Source organism: Micromonospora sp. NPDC005710, assembly GCF_040630995.1.
Lineage (GTDB): Bacteria > Actinomycetota > Actinomycetes > Mycobacteriales > Micromonosporaceae > Micromonospora.
Window position 1 is genome coordinate 293800 of record NZ_JBEXYP010000004.1, and the last position, 15145, is coordinate 308944.

Here is a 15145-nt window from a genome sequence, read left to right on the forward strand (position 1 = left end):
CAGGCGGCACGACGGAAGGGCCGGGTCCACGGACCCGGCCCTTCCGTCGTCAGCTGGTCAGTACGTGCCGTCGAGCTGGCCACGCAGCTTGGTCAGTGCGCGGGTCAGCAACCGCGAGACGTGCATCTGCGAGACACCGATCTGGTCGGCGATCTGCGACTGGGTCAGGTTGCCGTAGAAGCGCAGCGTGAGGATCTTCTGCTCGCGCTCGTCGAGGGTGGCCAGCGCCGGGCCGAGGGCCACGCGCAGCTCCGCCAGCTCGAACTCGGTGTCCTCGCCGCCGAGCATGTCACCCAGCTCGGTGGCGCGCTCGCCGTCGCCGGTCGGGGTGGACAGCGACACCGCGTTGTACGCGCGGGCGCCTTCCAGACCCTCCAGCACCTCTTCCTCGGTGAGCTTGAGGTGCGCGGCGATGTCGGCGACCGTCGGCGAGCGACCGAGGGTCTGCAGGAGCGAGCTGTTGGCGTCCGAGATGGCCAGCCGCAGCTCCTGGAGCCGGCGGGGCACCCGGATGTCCCAGGTGCGGTCCCGGAAGTGCCGCTTCAGCTCACCGATGATGGTGGGGATCGCGTAGCCGGCGAAGTCGACACCGCGCGAGGGGTCGAACTTGTCGATGGCCTTGATCAGGCCGATCGCGGCGGTCTGCGCCAGGTCGTCGTTGGGCTCGCCGCGCCCGCTGTAGCGGTGGGCCAGGTGGTTGGCGAGCGGCAGCCAGGCCTCGATCGCCCGGTCCCGCAGCGAGGCGCGCGACGGGTGGTTGGCGGGCAGCGCCGCCATCGCGTTGAGCAGGTCGGCAGCGCTGTCGGTGAGAGCGCGCGGGTCAAGCTTGGTGGTGGGCTTGGCGGCTGCGCTCGGCTGCTCGGTGATCGTTGGCGCGGTCATGGGTGGTCCTCCCTGCACCTCGTCCGCTGACGAAAAAGGTGTGACGCTTTGGTTTAACTCTCAATGGTCCGTTCGGGAGTCACCTTAACCTGATCGTCTCCCGGAAATCTAGCCGAAAGGTTGATGTACTTAAGGTGTGTTAAATAACAAATCGGACAAGTAGTGCAGAAGTCAGGATCGCTGTGAGGCTCCTTACCCGCTTTTCCGACCGTGTTGCACTGCCCGGCCGGCCAACCGGTGGGGCCGATCGGCCCACAGGCAGTGTCGATCGGTCAACACGGGATCCGACAAGTCGCCAGCAGTGTCGACTATCCGTCGTTGTCCCGCTGGTGGGACCGGCCGTAGCGTCGCCTGTACACACCCGGTTCGGAGGCACCGTGCTCGATCCCGCCGCTCCCCAGCTCGTCGTGAACAGTCGCACCCTCTACTTCAGCTGGCTGCCGGCGGATCCGGACGCGGTCGCCGCACTGGTCCCTCCGGGGCTCTGCCCCCGCCCCGACCGCCAGGTCTTCCTCAACCAGTACGTCGTCGACGACGAGACGCAGACCTCTGGCTTCGGCGCGTACTCGCTCACCTACCTCGGGGTCTCGCTCCTGGGCGTCGACGCCCCCGGCGGCCTCAACCCGGGCGGCTGGTGGACCCACTACGTGGCCTCCACCCGGCGGGTCCGTGAGTACGCCGTCGCCCGCGGCGCGCCGGTGCTCGCCGGGCGCACCCGCATCGAGGTCAGTGGTGAGGACCTGCTGTCCGAGACGGAGATCGACGGCACGCCGCTGGTCCGGGCGCGCTGTCGCGTGGGGGAGACCGGGCATGTCATCAGCAGTGGACACCACCGCTACTTCACCAGGCGCGACGGCCAACTGCTCAGCTCCGCCTACCCGTTCGTCGCCGAGCCGGTCGCCCCGTTCGAGATCGAGTCAGTGGAGTTCCTCCAGCCCAGCCATCCGATGTACGCGCTGCGCCCGGCCAACCCGTTGACAATCGGCTTCGGCTACTACTCACCGCGCTCCTCGTTCGCCTACCCCGGCGGGCTGAGCGTGCACGCGGTCGCCGCGCCGGAACCGGCCCGGCCGCTTCACCAGGTGCCGGCAAGCCTCGCCCGCAGCGGCCTGCCGTCCGGGTCGTAGACCAACCGGTACACCGGCAGCGCCCAGGCCCGGGTATACCACGGCAGCCGCTCGGGGCGGTGCGGGCGCAGCCGCCCGGGTGGGCGTTCTCCCACCCGGCCGTCGTCGTACCACTGCTGAAGCGCGTCGGCGGCGGCCGTGACGGCCGCGACGGCGTCCGCCGGATCCAACAGGTCGGCGTCGTCCGCGCCGTCCGGGTCCCGGTCCAGGTGCTCCCGCCACAGCCGCAGTCGCAGGTCGCGGGCGAAGCTGCGCGCGCCGTCACCCCGCCCAGCGGGGTCGGCGGGCTCCCGCTGGTCCGGGGTCTCGTCGAGCACCGCACAGGACAGTTCGCTGTCGTGCGTCCAGGACCGCCGGTTGAGGTTGTCGCTGCCCACGCTGGCCCAGACGTCGTCGACCACGCAGACCTTCGCGTGCACGTAGACCGGGTCGCCGGCGTGGTTCTCCACGTCGAACACGTGCACCCGGTCCGGTGCGGCCCGCTCGCACAACGACAGCGCCTGCTCGCGCCCGACCATGTTCGGCGGCAGGGCCAGCCTGCCGTCCACGTCCGGGTGGCGGGGGACGACAGCGATCAGGTGCAGGTCCGGGTTGTCCCGCAGCGCGTGCGCGAACAGGTCCGCGACCTCGGCCGACCACAGGTACTGGTCCTCAAGATAGATGAGCCGGCGGGCTCGGCGTACCGCCTTGGTGTAGCCCCGGGCCACGGTGCGCTCCCCATCCGGCGCGAACGAGTAGCGGGGACGGACGGCGGGGTAGGTGCGCAGCACCTGGACCTGGTGCGGACCGCAGGGTGGCGGATCGGCCGGTTGCTCGGGCAGCGGGTCGGGCTTCAGGTCCGAGCCGCGCAACCGATCCCGCAGGTACGCCATCGGGTTCTCCGAGTCCAGCGGCATCGGGTCGGTCCACCGTTCCCGGAACAGGGTGTCCAACGCGCCGACCACCGGACCGCGCACCGCGAGCTGCACGTCGTGCCAGGGCGGATTCGACCCGTACCGGGGGGACATCTGCACCGGTTGCGGGTCGCCGTGGTGCGCGGCGTCGTCGCGGCGGCTGTGGCACAGGTCGATCCCGCCGGCGAAGGCGACGTCCCGCTCGGGCGCGCCCAGGTGCCGCAGCACCACGAGCTTCTGATGGTGTGACCCGCCGCGTCGGACCCGTTGATCGAGCAGCACCTCGCCACCGGCGGCCGAGATCGTCTCGCTCAGGTCGCGGTTCTCCGCCTCGCTGTACGCCAGGACGTCGAGGTGCGAACGCCAGATCAACCCCTTGACCACCACACCGCGCTGCGCGGCCTGCGCGAAGAGCTGGGCGACTGTCGGGCCGTCGGCGCGCAACCGCTGGTCCGGGTCACCGCGCCAGTCGGTGAAGAACAGGTGGTCTCCGGGGCCCAGGGCCTCGACCTCGTCGACCAGCCGGTCGAAGTACGCGGCGCCGTGAATCAACGGCTCGGCGAGGTTTCCCGTGGTCCATACGGGTATGCCAGACACCGGGTTGGCACGTTCCTCAGCGGTGAGAAACCAGTCCTGCAACGGCACCGTCCAGCCCCCCTGGAGGTCGGCAACGTCCTCCACGGTAGGACCCCGGGCGCGGGTCCGCACGCCAGGCCGGCAGACCGGTGACCTGGCCAACGCCATCGGAAGCGACGCAGACAACAGCCAAGGAGGCCACACCATGCCCCGCGAGACGACGAATCCCGTGACCGAGAACCGCGAGCCGGCGGTGGAGAGCGAGCGGGGGGCGCTGGTAGCGGTGTTGGTGATGGTGATCCTGGGCGTGGCCGGGATCTTTGCGGTCTCCTGAGGCGGCGCCGACGCCCCCGGGGTGAACCGGAGGCGTCGGCGCCGATCTCAGTAGCCCGGCAGGGTCAGGGCCGGGTGCCCTGGCCGCCGGTGTGCGGGAGCCGCTCGGTGGGGATCACGCCGAGGCGACCGGCCTGGAAGTCCTCGAACGCCTTGAGCAGTTCGTCACGGGTGTTCATCACGAACGGGCCGTACTGTGCCACCGGCTCCCGGATGGGCTGACCGCCCATGATGTAGAGGTCCAGTGCCGGGGTGTTGCTGTCCTGCGTGGTGTCGGCATCGAACCGCAGCGCGTCACCCGGGCCGTGCACGGCGAGCTGACCGGTCCGCACCGGCCGCCGGTCGGCGCCGACGGTGCCGCGACCGCCCAGCACGTACACCAGGGCGTTGAAGTCGGGCCGCCAGGGCAGGTCGACCTGGGCGCCCGGTTGCACGGTGACGTGGGTGATGGTGATCGGGGTGAATGTCGAACCCGGGCCGCGGTGCCCGGCGACCTCGCCGGCGATGACCCGGATCAGCGCACCGCCGTCGGGCGTGGTGAGCAGCGCCGACTCCCGACCTCGGATGTCCTGGTAGCGGGGCGGGTTCATCTTGGCCGAGCGGGGCAGGTTGACCCACAGTTGGGTGCCGTGGAAGAGCCCGCCGCTCGCCACCAGGTGCTCCGGCGGCGCCTCGATGTGCAGCAGGCCGCTTCCGGCGGTCATCCACTGGGTGTCGCCGTCGGTGATGGTGCCACCACCGCCGTTGGAGTCCTGGTGGTCGAAGATGCCGTCGATGATGTACGTGACGGTCTCGAAGCCGCGGTGCGGGTGCCACGGAGTGCCCTTGGGCTCGCCCGGCGCGTAGTCGACCTCGCCCATCTGGTCGAGGTGGATGAACGGGTCCAGGTCGGTGGTCGACACCCCGGCGAAGGCGCGACGGACCGGGAAGCCCTCACCCTCGAAGCCGCTGGGCGCCGTGGTCACCGTGCGGACCGGTCGGATCGTGGTGGTCTCGTCGAGTCGGGGCAGGCGGGGTAGGACGAGGACGTTGTCGACGGTGATCGCGGGCATGTCGAGGGCTCCTAACGTGCGGTAGGGGTGGCCGAGCTGACCCGTGATGCCCGCAGGCGCTCGCCGAGCCTGTCGAAGATCCGGGTGAGGCAGGCGACCTCGGCGTCGTCGAGGTCGTCCATCAGGTGGGTACGCACCGACGCCAGATGGTGGGGTGCGGCTTCCCGCAGGGCGAGCAGCCCGGCGGCGGTGAGGACCGCCTCGCTGCCGCGTCTGTCGTCCGGGCAGGGTTCCTTGCTGACCAGGCCACGGCGCTGCATGGAGGAGACCTGGTACGTGAGGCGGCTGGGCGAGAAGATCAACCGGCTGGCCAGCTCGCCCATCCGCAGCCGTTGCCCTGGCGCCTCGGAGAGCAGGACCAGCACGTGGTAGTCGGCGAAGCTGAGGTCGCTGTCGACCCGCAGGTCCTCTTCCAGTTGGGTGAAGAGACGCTGGCTGGCCTCGATGTAGGCGCGCCAGGCGGCCCCTCGGGTGCTGTCCAGGCTCTCGGTCATGCCCATGACGATAGCACTCTTTCAAAATTTAACTAACAGTCTTTGAGCGTCTTCTGGGTCACCTGTGCGTGCCTCGGGGAGCAAATCGTGCAGCTTTGAACAACACCTGCGGTGGTCCGGCGGCGCGACGGCGGCGGCCTGTGCCAGACTCCGGCCCCGTGGAACATGTGGAACTCGCCGCCGCCGACCTGTTGCTGCGACAGTGGCGAGACGAGGACGCTCCGGTGGTCCGCGACGCCCTCCGCGACCCCGCGATCGCCCAGTGGAACCCGCAGGGCGGCTCGATCGACGACGAGGTGGCACTGCTCTGGGTGCGCCGGCGGGCCGACTGGTCCACCGGCGACCACGCGTCGATGGCGGTCACCGCGGCGGCGGACGGGAAACTGCTCGGCTCGGTGTCGCTGCACCAGATCCGTGGCGGCGACGCGTCCATCGGGTACTGGACGGTGCCCGCGGCACGGGGGCGTCAGGTGGCGGTGCGTGCCGTCGTCCGGCTCACCGAGTGGGCGTTCGCCGACCTCGGGCTGCACCGGGTTGAGTTGTGCCACGCGGTGGCTAACCCGGCGTCCTGCCGGGTCGCCGACCGCGCCGGCTACGCGGCGGAGGGGACGTTGCGGGAGTCGTACCGGTACGGCGACGGTCGCCGCTACGACGAGCACCTGCACGCCCGCCTGGCGACCGACAGCTAGCCGGCGGCGGTCCGGGGCCCGAACAGGCCCCGGCTCCGGCCGCCCTGAAGAGTCAGTCGGCGACCTTGCGGAGGAATGTCGCGAGGGCGTTCCGGACCCGGTCGATCCGTTCCGGAAGGGGGAGCGGCTCGGGCGCGGGGGGCCCGGCGTGCTTCTTTCCCCGCAGGTACAGGGAGCAGGCCAGGTCGGAGCACAGGTAGGTGCCCACCGAATCGCCCTGCCGTCCGCTCGGGCCGGCCTTGGGGGCCGTCATCAGCGAGACTCCGCCACCGAGGTGCGTGGTCAGGCAGAACGAGCACATGCTGTGCCGGACGCGCCCGGTCTGGTGCGTCGCGGCCCGCAGCACCACCCCGGCCAGCCCGCTGTCGGTCTCGGCGACCAGGTAGGCCCGCTGTGGCGCGGCGGGATCCCGCCAGCCGAGGAAGTCGAGGTCGTCCCACTGACGCTTCTCAAGATCATTCGGTACGGCCAGCCTTTTCGCCTCGCCCCGGCTGCAGTTGACGAAGGAGGCGCGGATGGCGGATTCGGTCAGGACCAACATAGGTAGTAGCCTAGCTCTCCTAGGCAAACGATTAACAAAGCTAGGTTCTGGAGTGTGGTGGATGGCACGCGCAGGGGTGACAGTCGAGCGCCTGACACGTGCTGCGGCGGAGATGGCCGACCAGGTGGGCGTCGAGAACGTCACCGTGGCCGCTCTCGCCCGCCAGTTCGGGGTGAAGGACGCCAGCCTCTACTTCCATCTGAAGAACGCGCACGACCTGCGGGTCAGGATCGCCCTGCTGGCGTTGGCGGAGCTGGCCGACCGGGTCGCCGCCGCGCTCGCCGGCCGGGCCGGCAAGGACGCGCTGGTGGCCTTCGCCAACGCGTACCGCGACTACGCGCGAGAGCACCCGGGCCGCTACGCCGCCATGCAGATCGACCTCGACCCGGAGACCGCCGCCGCCAGCGCGGGCATCCGGCACGCCGAGATGACCAGGGCGATCCTGCGCGGCTACCGGCTCTCCGAGCCGGACCAGACCGACGCGGTGCGGATGATGCACAGCACGTTCCACGGGTTCGTGAGCCTGGAGCGAACGGGCGGCTTCCGGCACACCCCACGCCCCACCGACGACTCGTGGTCGCGCACCCTGGACGCCCTCGACGCCGTCCTCACCAACTGGCCGTCGCGCTGACGGCCGGCCGGGCCTGCGTCTCCCCGCCCGGCCGGCGCTCAGGTCACAGCGTCGCCGGCGCGGTGACGTTCACCAGCCAGTCGGTTCCGGGCGGTCACCGTGCCACCTCAGCGCGGACCGGGCGGCGTTGCGCGGTTCGCTGGCGGAGCAGGACGAACCCGAGGCCCGCCAGGAACCAGGTGGCGAGGATGACGAGGGGTGCCACTGTGTGCGCGCCGTCGAAGTAGCCGAAGTTGTTGACGGCCCGCACCGCCGCTCCCGGCGGGAGCTTGCCCGAGATCGCCTGCGCCCAGTCCGGCAGCAGGTCGACGCCGATCGTCGCCCCGCTCGTCGCGTTGCCGATCGTCGTGAGGGTGAGGACGGCGAGGGCGATTCCCGCCGGGCCGAGCCAGGCCCCGAGAGCCTTCGTCGTGAAGGCGCTGGCGGCGGACAGGAGGATGAGCGAGAGCGCGAGCAGCGGGAACGGGGCCGTCAGTGATCCGTATACCGGGCCTGCGACGGTCGCCGCGATCACCCCGATCAGGACGGCGAATCCGCCCATCGCGTAGATGCGGTGGCGCAGTCGCACCTTCGCGGTGGCCGCGGTGAGCCCCTGCGCGAGGACGAACGACGAAAGGGTGACGCCGAACACCACGTAGAAGGCGGACAGCCCTCGGCTGTCGTAGGTAGCCAGCGGCACGATGTCGTTCTCCTGAACGGTCGCCCCGGCCTTCTCGGCGAGGCCGGCGGCGAGCTGGCGCGCGGCGCCACTCTCGCTGAACCCGCTCGCGCCCGCGTAGTCGAGTGTCAGCGTGCTGGGGGACGTCGCGCCGAGGACGGCGACGGCGTCGCCGTGTCGCACCATTGCCTCACCGTCCGCGACGGTCGCGACCTCGGTGACTGCCACCGTGTCGCCGAAGCCGGCCTGTGCGGTGTTCGCCAGTTGGGCGCTGACAACGGCGATCGGCAGCCGGCTCGGCTGGGGGCTGCGTTGCAGCCCGACATAGACCGCGATGAACGCCGTGCCGATGATCAGCCCGGTGATCACGAGTGTCGTCCAGGCTCGGCGCTGGGTGACGACGGGTGTTGGGCCGTTGGTAGGTGGATCGGATGGCGACGTCATCGGTGTCTCCTCGGGTAGTGTGGTTTGAATGTCCAACCAAACGAACCGTAGCACCGACGGTTTGAAAACCAAACCGGAGCGGGACACCCTCGCTGTGGCGCTCGACGCAGTCAACGACAGGTGGTCGCTGCACATCGTGCGTGCGCTCGCATTCGGCGCCTCGCGGTACACCGAGATCCTTCGCGCCGTCGGTGCGCCCAGGGATGTTCTCGCCGCCCGACTGCGCAAACTCGCCGAAACCGGCATCCTCCAGGCCCGTGCCATCGAGGACGGCAAGGCCGCCGGGTACGAACTCACCCAGAAGGGCAAGGACCTCGGGCAGGTCATCCTCGTGCTCAAGCGCTGGGGTGACACCTACAGCGGGGGCGACGTGCCCACTGTCGACTTCGTCCACGACGTCTGCGGCCAGGTCTTCGTCGCCGAGGTGCGCTGCCGGGCGTGTGGCGAGCCCCTCCGGTCCGGAGAGCTGTCATTCGATCAGGAGTCCCCAGCATGCTGACCGACCTGGAGTTGGCCGACTGGCGCGAGCGGGTGGCCCGGCTGTACCTGTCCGACGCCGACCTGACCGGCTTCCGCGCCGGCCGCGACGAAATCTTCGCCACCCACTCGCAGAGCCCCATCCCCGCTGCGGATCGGCCCGGCTTTCCCGGGCTGCGGTACTTCCCGCCCAATCCCGAAGCCGTTGTCGAAGCGCCCCTGCGACCGGCCAGCGGGGAGCTGCGCATCGACACCGGCGGCCCGGACGGGGTGGTCGCCTACCGGCGGGTGGCAGTGGCCGAGACACCCTGGGGGCCGCTGACCCTGTGGTGGATCGAGGCGTACGGGGGCGGGTTGTTCGTGCCACTGCGCGACGGCACCTGCGGGTGGGAGAGCTACGGGGGAGGCCGGTACCTCACCGACACGGTGAAGGGCACCTTCGGTCGGGGTGTCGAGCTGCTGCCCGGCGACCGGGTCCGGCTGGACGCCAACTTCCTCTACAACCCGAGCTGCGCCTACGACGACCGCTGGGCCTGCCCCCTGGCGCCCCCGGAGAACCGGGTCGAGGTCGAGATCCGCGCCGGCGAGCTGACGTACCACGACTGAACGGCCGGCCGCCCCGGCGTGCTGCCGGGACGGCCGGTCGGTCGTCGTTCAGCGGGCGTTGTCCGCCGAGTTGGGCATCTGCATCCGACCGAGCAACTGTCGCGCCTGGTCGGCGAGCTGCGCGTCGACGGTCACCGCGTACTGGCCGGCGCGCAGTGAGCTGGCCGACGTGAAGTCACGTTGCCCGCCTGTCATCGCGTGCGCGACAGCGCCGAAGACGGCACCCCAGATCGCGCCGATGACCAGGCCGACCAAAATCACCGCCAGCCAGTTGCCGACGGTGAAGATACCGAACAACAGGCCGATGAAGAGCCCGAACCAGGCACCTGTGCCGGCGCCGAGCAGGCCGGCTCGACCGGTGGTCATCCGCCCGAGCACCGTCTCCACCAGGGCGAGGTTGGTGCCGACGATGGCGCTGTGCTCCACCGGGAAGCGGTTGTCGGCCAGGTAGTCGACGACCCGCTGCGCGGTCGGATAGTCCGGGTACGAGCCGATCGTCACGGTCGGTGGGCCGGATTCCGGCCCGTGGCCGTCCCCGGTCGGCGTCGACAGGCGGCCGGCCGGCCCGGATGGAAGCAGGTCGCCACCCTGTGTGCCGGACCGCCACGCGGCGGTCGGCCCCGAAGCTGACGTCATGAGCATCCTCCCTCGTCAGCTCCCCGGGTTCCCGTCCAGGCCGAGCGGTAACGCAAAGCCGTGACGTCGTGTCGCTCGGGCGGCCGGAGGGGAATGAGCGCGGACTGCCCGGGTAGCCAGTCAGGTGGAGAGCGGACAGATCAGCGACTACGGTTTCCTCGCCGACGGACGCAGCGCGGCGCTCGTGGACCGCTCGGGCTCGGTGAACTGGTGGTGCCCGGGTCGGTTCGACGCCCCGTCGGTCTTCGGGCGGCTGCTCGACGACAACGCCGGGCACTGGTCGATCCAGCCCGTGGGCGACTACCGCGTCGAACGCGACTATCTCGACGACACACTGGTGCTGCGGACGGTCTTCCGCACCCCGCAGGGGGACGTCGCGCTCACCGACGCGCTCGCCTTCGAGCCCGGCTCGCGCGATCACGACATCGGCCTGCACTCGCCGCAGGTGCTCGTCCGAATGGTGGAAGGGCTGTCGGGTTCGGTGCCGATGCGGGTGCACTACCGGCCGCGCTTCGAGTACGGCCGCACCATCGCGTACCTCATCGAGCGGGAGGACATGCTGGAGGCCATCGCCGGGGCCGCGCGACTCACCCTGCGCGGCAGCGAGCGGTTGACCGCCGGCGACGGCGAGGCCACCGGGACGTTCACCGCCGGCGCCGGCACGAGACACACCTTCACCCTCGGGTACGCCCCGACGTACGACGCACCGTTGCCCGAGGTGCCGGACGCCGACCAGACCATCGCCGACACCGTCGCCGGCTGGCGTTCCTGGTCGAGCGGCCACCCCTACGACGGGCTCTACGCCGACGAGGTGCGGCGCAGCCGGCTCGTGGTGCAGGGCATGACGTACCGGCCCAGCGGAGCGGTGGTCGCCTCGGTGACCACCTCGCTGCCAGAGAAGCTCGGCGGTGACCGCAACTACGACTACCGCTACGTGTGGGTACGCGACTTCAGCCTGACCCTGCGGGCGCTGTGGCGGACGGCGTGCCTGGACGAGGTGCAGCGGCAGTTCGCCTGGTTGGGCCGGGCGATGGGCCGCATCGACAACCGGCCGGTGCCCATCATGTACGGCGTGCTGGGGGAGCGCGACCTCACCGAGCACCGCCTGGACCAGCTCGGTGGCTACCGGGACAGCCCTCCGGTGGTGATCGGCAACAACGCGTGGCAGCAGCGGCAGACCGACATCTTCGGCGAGGCGATGGACGCGGCCTGGTTGATGCGCGACAAGCTGGAGCCGCTGGGCACGGAGGTGCACCACGTGCTCCGGGTGCTCGCGGACCAGGCCGAGCGGGACTGGGAGTTGCCGGACGCGGGCATGTGGGAGGAGCGTGGCACCCAGCACCACCACGTCTCCTCGAAGGTGCAGTGCTGGGTCGCCCTCGACCGGGCGGTCCGCTTCGGTGACCGGCTCGGCGAGCCGCAGGACGTGGCCCGCTGGGCGGCAGCCCGGGACGCGGTGCGCGCGGAGGTCGTCGAGCGGGGCTGGAACGAGCGGCTCCAGGCGTACACGGGGAGTTTTGGATCCGACGAGTTGGACGCGTCGGTGTTGGTGATGCCGCTTGTCGGGTTCCTGCGGGCCGACGATCCGCGGATGCTCTCGACGATCCGCGCGGTGGAGCAGCGCCTCTCCCACGACGGCCTGCTGCGGCGCTGGGACGGCGACCCGGCGGGGTTCCTCATCTGCTCGTTCTGGCTGGTGTGCTGCCTGGCGCTCGCCGGTGAGCGGGACCGGGCGCACGAGTTGTTCCGAGGGTTGGCGGAGCGGGTCAACGACCTCGGCCTGTTCGCCGAGCAGATCGACCCGCTGACCGGGGAGCAGTTGGGCAACTTCCCGCAGGCGTTCTCCCACATCGGCCTGATCAACGCCGCCGGTGTGCTCACCGACGTCGAGCGGGACCCGACGCTGCGTCAGTGCGGGATGCCCCCGGCGTACTTCTCGCCGGTGGGCCGCTGAGCCGGACTTTCGTGGAGATGGTGACAACTTTCTATCGGTGGACACGAAGTTCTATCGCTTTCCAGTGAAAGACGTTAATGTCCGGGACACCCTGCGGTGCTCCTCCAGTCGGCGGGAGCGGCACCGAGATCCCGGACAGCTGGAGGTCTCGTGTCCCGCACACCGCGCCGACGTCTCGTCAGCGCCACCACCCTGCTCACCGTCCTGGTCACCCTCTGTCTCGTCCCGCAGGCGAGCGCCCGCCCGGCCGCCGCGTCCCCGACTCAGGCCGTAGCCCTCGCGCCGCCCGCCACAGTCGGCTTCGAGAAGGTCGCCCTCGACGGTGGTCTCTCCATGGGCGAACCGATCGAACTGGCCGTCGCCCCCGACGGCAAGGTCTTCTACATCAACCGGGGCACCAGCAACGCCGGTGGCCAGGTCCGCCTCTACAACCCGGCGACCAGGTCCACCACCGTCGCCCTGACCCTGGCGTTGGACGCCCGCTTCGAGGACGGCCTGATCGGCATCACCCTGCACCCGAGCTTCGCGAGCAACCGGTGGGTCTACCTCTTCTACTCGCCGAAGGTCACCCCACTCGTCAACCGGATCAGCCGGTTCACCTTCAACCCGTCCACACTGCTGCTCGACCCGGGCAGCGAGGACATGCTCATCGAGTGGCCCACCGAACGCGATCTCTGCTGCCACTCGGCCGGCTCGATGAGCTGGGACACCGCCGGCAACCTGTACTTCGCCGTCGGCGACAACACCAACTCCGGCGGCGACTCGGCCGGCATGGCGCCCATCGACGAGCGGACGAACCGCAACGCGCAGTACGACGCCCAGCGCACCTCGGGCAACACGAACGACCTGCGCGGCAAGATCAACCGAATCCATCCGGAGAACGACGGCAGCTACACCGTCCCCGCCGGCAACCTCTTCGCTGCCGGCACCGCGCGGACCCGCCCCGAGATCTACGTGATGGGCGTCCGCAACCCGTACCGGATCTGGGTGGACCGCAAGGCCAACAACACCCTCTACTGGGGTGAGGTCGGCCCGGACGCGGGCACCGACCTCGCCAACCGTGGCCCCGCCGCGTACGACGAGTTCAACAGGGCCAACGGGCCCGGCAACTACGGCTGGCCGTACTGCGGTGGCCCCAACGTCGCCTACAACGACTGGGACTTCGCCACCGCCACCCCGCGCGGCTGGTTCCCCTGCGGCGGCTCGACCGGCCCGGTCAACAACTCGCCCCGCAACACCGGCGTCCAACAGCTTCCGCCGACCACACCGGCACTGGTCTGGGAGCAGCACGGCGGCAGTGAGGACTGGCCGGCGCTGGACAACCCGGGCGGGTGCGGGTCGCCCAACCACGTCGAGGTCTACCACTACGACCCGAACCTCGTCTCCGACGTGAAGTGGCCGGCCTACTACGACAACAAGTGGCTGATCTCCGAGTACTGCCGCAACTGGATCAAGGAGGTCCAGTTCGACAACGGCAACCCGTCCACCGGCGCGCCGACAGTCATCGAGCCCGTGCTCGCCGGCATGAAGCTCGTGCACCCGATCGACTGGCAGTTCGGCCCGGACGGCTCCCTCTACCTGCTGGAATACGGCAGCGGCTACTTCTCGGGCGCCGTCGACGCCGGTCTCTACAAAATCAACTACGTCCAGGGTGGCCGGTCGCCGGTGGCCACTGCCACTGTCAACCGGGACAACGGATTGGCCCCCCTGTCCGTGGCCTTCTCCAGCACCGGCAGCTCGGACCCGGACGGCGACCCGCTGACGTACGCCTGGGACTTCACCAACAACGGCAGCACCGACTCGACAGCCGCGAACCCGTCGTTCACGTACTCCGCGAACGGCACCTACAGCGCCCGGCTCACCGTCAACGACGGCACCGGCCGCAGCGCCACCACGGTCGTCTCGGTGGTGGTCGGCAACAACCGGCCGACCGTCACGTTGACCGGGCTGCCCGCCGGCGGGCTCTTCGACTGGGAGCAGGACCTCACAGTGGGCGCCTCCGCCAGCGACCCGCAGGACGGCACACCGGCCTGCTCGGCGGTGGTCGTCCGGGCCGCGCTCGGCCACCAGGAGCACGCCCACGAGGAGGGGGAGGGGACCGGCTGCGGCGCCACCTTCAACACCGGCCCAGTCCACGCCGGCCCCGACTCGGTGCTGTTCTTCGTCCTGCGGGGCAGCTACACCGACCGCGGCGCGACCGGCTCGGTCGCGCTCACCGGCGAGCAGGAGATCCTCCTCTACCCGAAACAGTGGCAGGCCGAGCACTTCGTCCAGCTCAACGGGCCCAAGGTGATCGACCAGGCGGCGGCCGAGGGCGGCAAGCGGCTGGGTGACGTCCAGAACGGCGAGAGTGTCCGGCACCACGCGGTCAGCCTCAAGGGCATCACCGGCGTCCGGGCCCGGGTCTCCTCCGGCGGCCCCGGCGGCACCCTCTCCTTCCGGTACGACTCACCGACCGGCACCGAGGTCGCCCGGATCGCGGTGCCGAACACCGGTGGCTGGGACAACTACACCGAGCTGAGCGCCACGGTGACCAGGCCCGACGACGGCACCCACGACCTGTACCTGGTCGTGACCGGCGGCAGCGGTGCGCTGCTGGACGTGGACAGCTACACCTTCACCGGCCCGGGCGTCGGCACCGGCGGGGCGCGCACCGGTGAGGTCAAGGCCCTCGGCAAGTGCGCGGACATCGCCTCCAGCCAGACCGCGAACGGCACCAAGGTGCAGACCTGGACCTGCAACGGCACCGCCGCGCAACGCTGGACGCTACCCGGCGACGGTACGGTGCGCGGGCTCGCCAAGTGCCTGGACGTGAAGGCGAGCGGCACCATCGACGGCACTCCCGTGCAGCTCTACGACTGCAACGGCAGCGGGGCCCAGCAGTGGGCCGCCCAGTCGGACGGCAGCCTGCGCAACCCCCAGTCCGGGCGGTGCCTGGACATTCCCAGCTCGGACCTGACCGACGGCCGGCAACTGCAGATCTGGACCTGCAACGGCACCGGGGCGCAACGCTGGACGCTCCCGTGACCAGCCTCTGACCCGTACCCCGGGGTGTCGGTGTGACGCCCCGGGTTACGGCGGCGGAGGCGCGAAAGCCCGGCCGCCCACCCGCGTCCCCGGGTGGGCGGCCGGGACTGGGGGGACAATGCCGC

15 protein-coding genes are annotated in these 15145 nt (G+C 70.5%); 8 read left to right on the plus strand and 7 right to left on the minus strand.

The genetic code is table 11. The features are described from left to right. Nucleotides 1–57: 57 nt before the first annotated feature. Nucleotides 58–882: a SigB/SigF/SigG family RNA polymerase sigma factor gene (locus ABZ406_RS07730; RefSeq protein ID WP_357756934.1), complete on the minus strand. Its 825-nt coding sequence runs from the start codon at nt 880–882 to the stop codon at nt 58–60. Nucleotides 883–1259: 377 nt separating this feature from the next. On the opposite strand from ABZ406_RS07730, the gene ABZ406_RS07735 reads away from it, so the two are divergent. Next, the gene (locus ABZ406_RS07735) at nt 1260–2009 is read left to right on the plus strand and encodes a hypothetical protein (protein WP_357756938.1); all 750 of its coding nucleotides are present in this window, start codon (nt 1260–1262) and stop codon (nt 2007–2009) included. On the opposite strand, the gene ABZ406_RS07740 is transcribed toward ABZ406_RS07735, so the two are convergent. Further along, nucleotides 1958–3547 (minus strand): phospholipase D-like domain-containing protein, encoded by a 1590-nt coding sequence (locus tag ABZ406_RS07740; protein WP_357757285.1) that lies wholly within the window; start codon nt 3545–3547, stop codon nt 1958–1960. The genes ABZ406_RS07735 and ABZ406_RS07740 overlap by 52 nt on opposite strands. Nucleotides 3548–3683: 136 nt before the next feature. On the opposite strand from ABZ406_RS07740, the gene ABZ406_RS07745 reads away from it, so the two are divergent. Further along, on the plus strand, nt 3684–3812 hold the full coding sequence (locus ABZ406_RS07745; protein WP_327031894.1) for a hypothetical protein: 129 nt from the start codon (nt 3684–3686) through the stop codon (nt 3810–3812). 64 nt (nt 3813–3876) lie between these two features. Here ABZ406_RS07745 and ABZ406_RS07750 read toward each other — a convergent pair whose 3' ends face one another. Together ABZ406_RS07750 and ABZ406_RS07755 are read right to left on the minus strand one after the other, a co-directional pair. Further along, a complete protein-coding gene (locus ABZ406_RS07750) occupies nt 3877–4863 on the minus strand; it encodes a pirin family protein (RefSeq protein ID WP_357756941.1) in 987 nt (328 codons plus the stop codon). Between the two features lie 11 nt (nt 4864–4874). Further along, entirely contained in the window at nt 4875–5357 is a 483-nt protein-coding gene (locus ABZ406_RS07755) for a MarR family transcriptional regulator (protein ID WP_357756944.1), read from the minus strand. 158 nt (nt 5358–5515) lie between these two features. On the opposite strand from ABZ406_RS07755, the gene ABZ406_RS07760 reads away from it, so the two are divergent. Continuing rightward, nucleotides 5516–6046, plus strand: a complete 531-nt coding sequence (locus ABZ406_RS07760; protein ID WP_357756947.1) for a GNAT family protein — start codon at nt 5516–5518, stop codon at nt 6044–6046. 52 nt (nt 6047–6098) lie between these two features. Here ABZ406_RS07760 and ABZ406_RS07765 read toward each other — a convergent pair whose 3' ends face one another. Further along, a complete protein-coding gene (locus ABZ406_RS07765) occupies nt 6099–6587 on the minus strand; it encodes an FBP domain-containing protein (RefSeq protein WP_357756949.1) in 489 nt (162 codons plus the stop codon). Nucleotides 6588–6648: 61 nt separating this feature from the next. Here ABZ406_RS07765 and ABZ406_RS07770 point away from each other — a divergent pair, with 61 nt between their 5' ends. Beyond that, complete coding sequence (locus tag ABZ406_RS07770; protein ID WP_357756952.1) at nt 6649–7218, plus strand: WHG domain-containing protein; 570 nt, start codon at nt 6649–6651, stop codon at nt 7216–7218. Between the two features lie 94 nt (nt 7219–7312). On the opposite strand, the gene ABZ406_RS07775 is transcribed toward ABZ406_RS07770, so the two are convergent. Then, the gene (locus ABZ406_RS07775; RefSeq protein ID WP_357756955.1) at nt 7313–8320 is read right to left on the minus strand and encodes a hypothetical protein; all 1008 of its coding nucleotides are present in this window, start codon (nt 8318–8320) and stop codon (nt 7313–7315) included. A gap of 61 nt (nt 8321–8381) precedes the next feature. Here ABZ406_RS07775 and ABZ406_RS07780 point away from each other — a divergent pair, with 61 nt between their 5' ends. Both ABZ406_RS07780 and ABZ406_RS07785 read left to right on the plus strand, forming a co-directional pair. Continuing rightward, nucleotides 8382–8819 (plus strand): helix-turn-helix domain-containing protein, encoded by a 438-nt coding sequence (locus tag ABZ406_RS07780; protein WP_357756958.1) that lies wholly within the window; start codon nt 8382–8384, stop codon nt 8817–8819. Beyond that, nucleotides 8816–9403: a DUF1684 domain-containing protein gene (locus tag ABZ406_RS07785; RefSeq protein WP_357757288.1), complete on the plus strand. Its 588-nt coding sequence runs from the start codon at nt 8816–8818 to the stop codon at nt 9401–9403. Before ABZ406_RS07780 ends, ABZ406_RS07785 begins: the two co-directional genes overlap by 4 nt. 48 nt (nt 9404–9451) lie before the next feature. On the opposite strand, the gene ABZ406_RS07790 is transcribed toward ABZ406_RS07785, so the two are convergent. Continuing rightward, a complete protein-coding gene (locus ABZ406_RS07790; protein WP_357756962.1) occupies nt 9452–10039 on the minus strand; it encodes a general stress protein in 588 nt (195 codons plus the stop codon). 124 nt (nt 10040–10163) lie between these two features. On the opposite strand from ABZ406_RS07790, the gene ABZ406_RS07795 reads away from it, so the two are divergent. Further along, entirely contained in the window at nt 10164–11993 is a 1830-nt protein-coding gene (locus ABZ406_RS07795; protein ID WP_357756964.1) for a glycoside hydrolase family 15 protein, read from the plus strand. A gap of 150 nt (nt 11994–12143) precedes the next feature. Further along, nucleotides 12144–15020: a ricin-type beta-trefoil lectin domain protein gene (locus ABZ406_RS07800; protein ID WP_357756967.1), complete on the plus strand. Its 2877-nt coding sequence runs from the start codon at nt 12144–12146 to the stop codon at nt 15018–15020. The last annotated feature ends 125 nt before the right edge of the window (nt 15021–15145 follow it).

Coding starts and splice junctions, on each gene's coding strand:
- ABZ406_RS07750 (WP_357756941.1), bottom strand. CDS start 4,863: ATGCCCGCGATCACCGTCGACAACGTCCTCGTCCTACCCCGCCTGCCC.
- ABZ406_RS07755 (WP_357756944.1), bottom strand. CDS start 5,357: ATGACCGAGAGCCTGGACAGCACCCGAGGGGCCGCCTGGCGCGCCTAC.
- ABZ406_RS07765 (WP_357756949.1), bottom strand. CDS start 6,587: ATGTTGGTCCTGACCGAATCCGCCATCCGCGCCTCCTTCGTCAACTGC.
- ABZ406_RS07745 (WP_327031894.1), top strand. CDS start 3,684: ATGCCCCGCGAGACGACGAATCCCGTGACCGAGAACCGCGAGCCGGCG.
- ABZ406_RS07730 (WP_357756934.1), bottom strand. CDS start 882: ATGACCGCGCCAACGATCACCGAGCAGCCGAGCGCAGCCGCCAAGCCC.
- ABZ406_RS07790 (WP_357756962.1), bottom strand. CDS start 10,039: ATGACGTCAGCTTCGGGGCCGACCGCCGCGTGGCGGTCCGGCACACAG.
- ABZ406_RS07775 (WP_357756955.1), bottom strand. CDS start 8,320: ATGACGTCGCCATCCGATCCACCTACCAACGGCCCAACACCCGTCGTC.
- ABZ406_RS07770 (WP_357756952.1), top strand. CDS start 6,649: ATGGCACGCGCAGGGGTGACAGTCGAGCGCCTGACACGTGCTGCGGCG.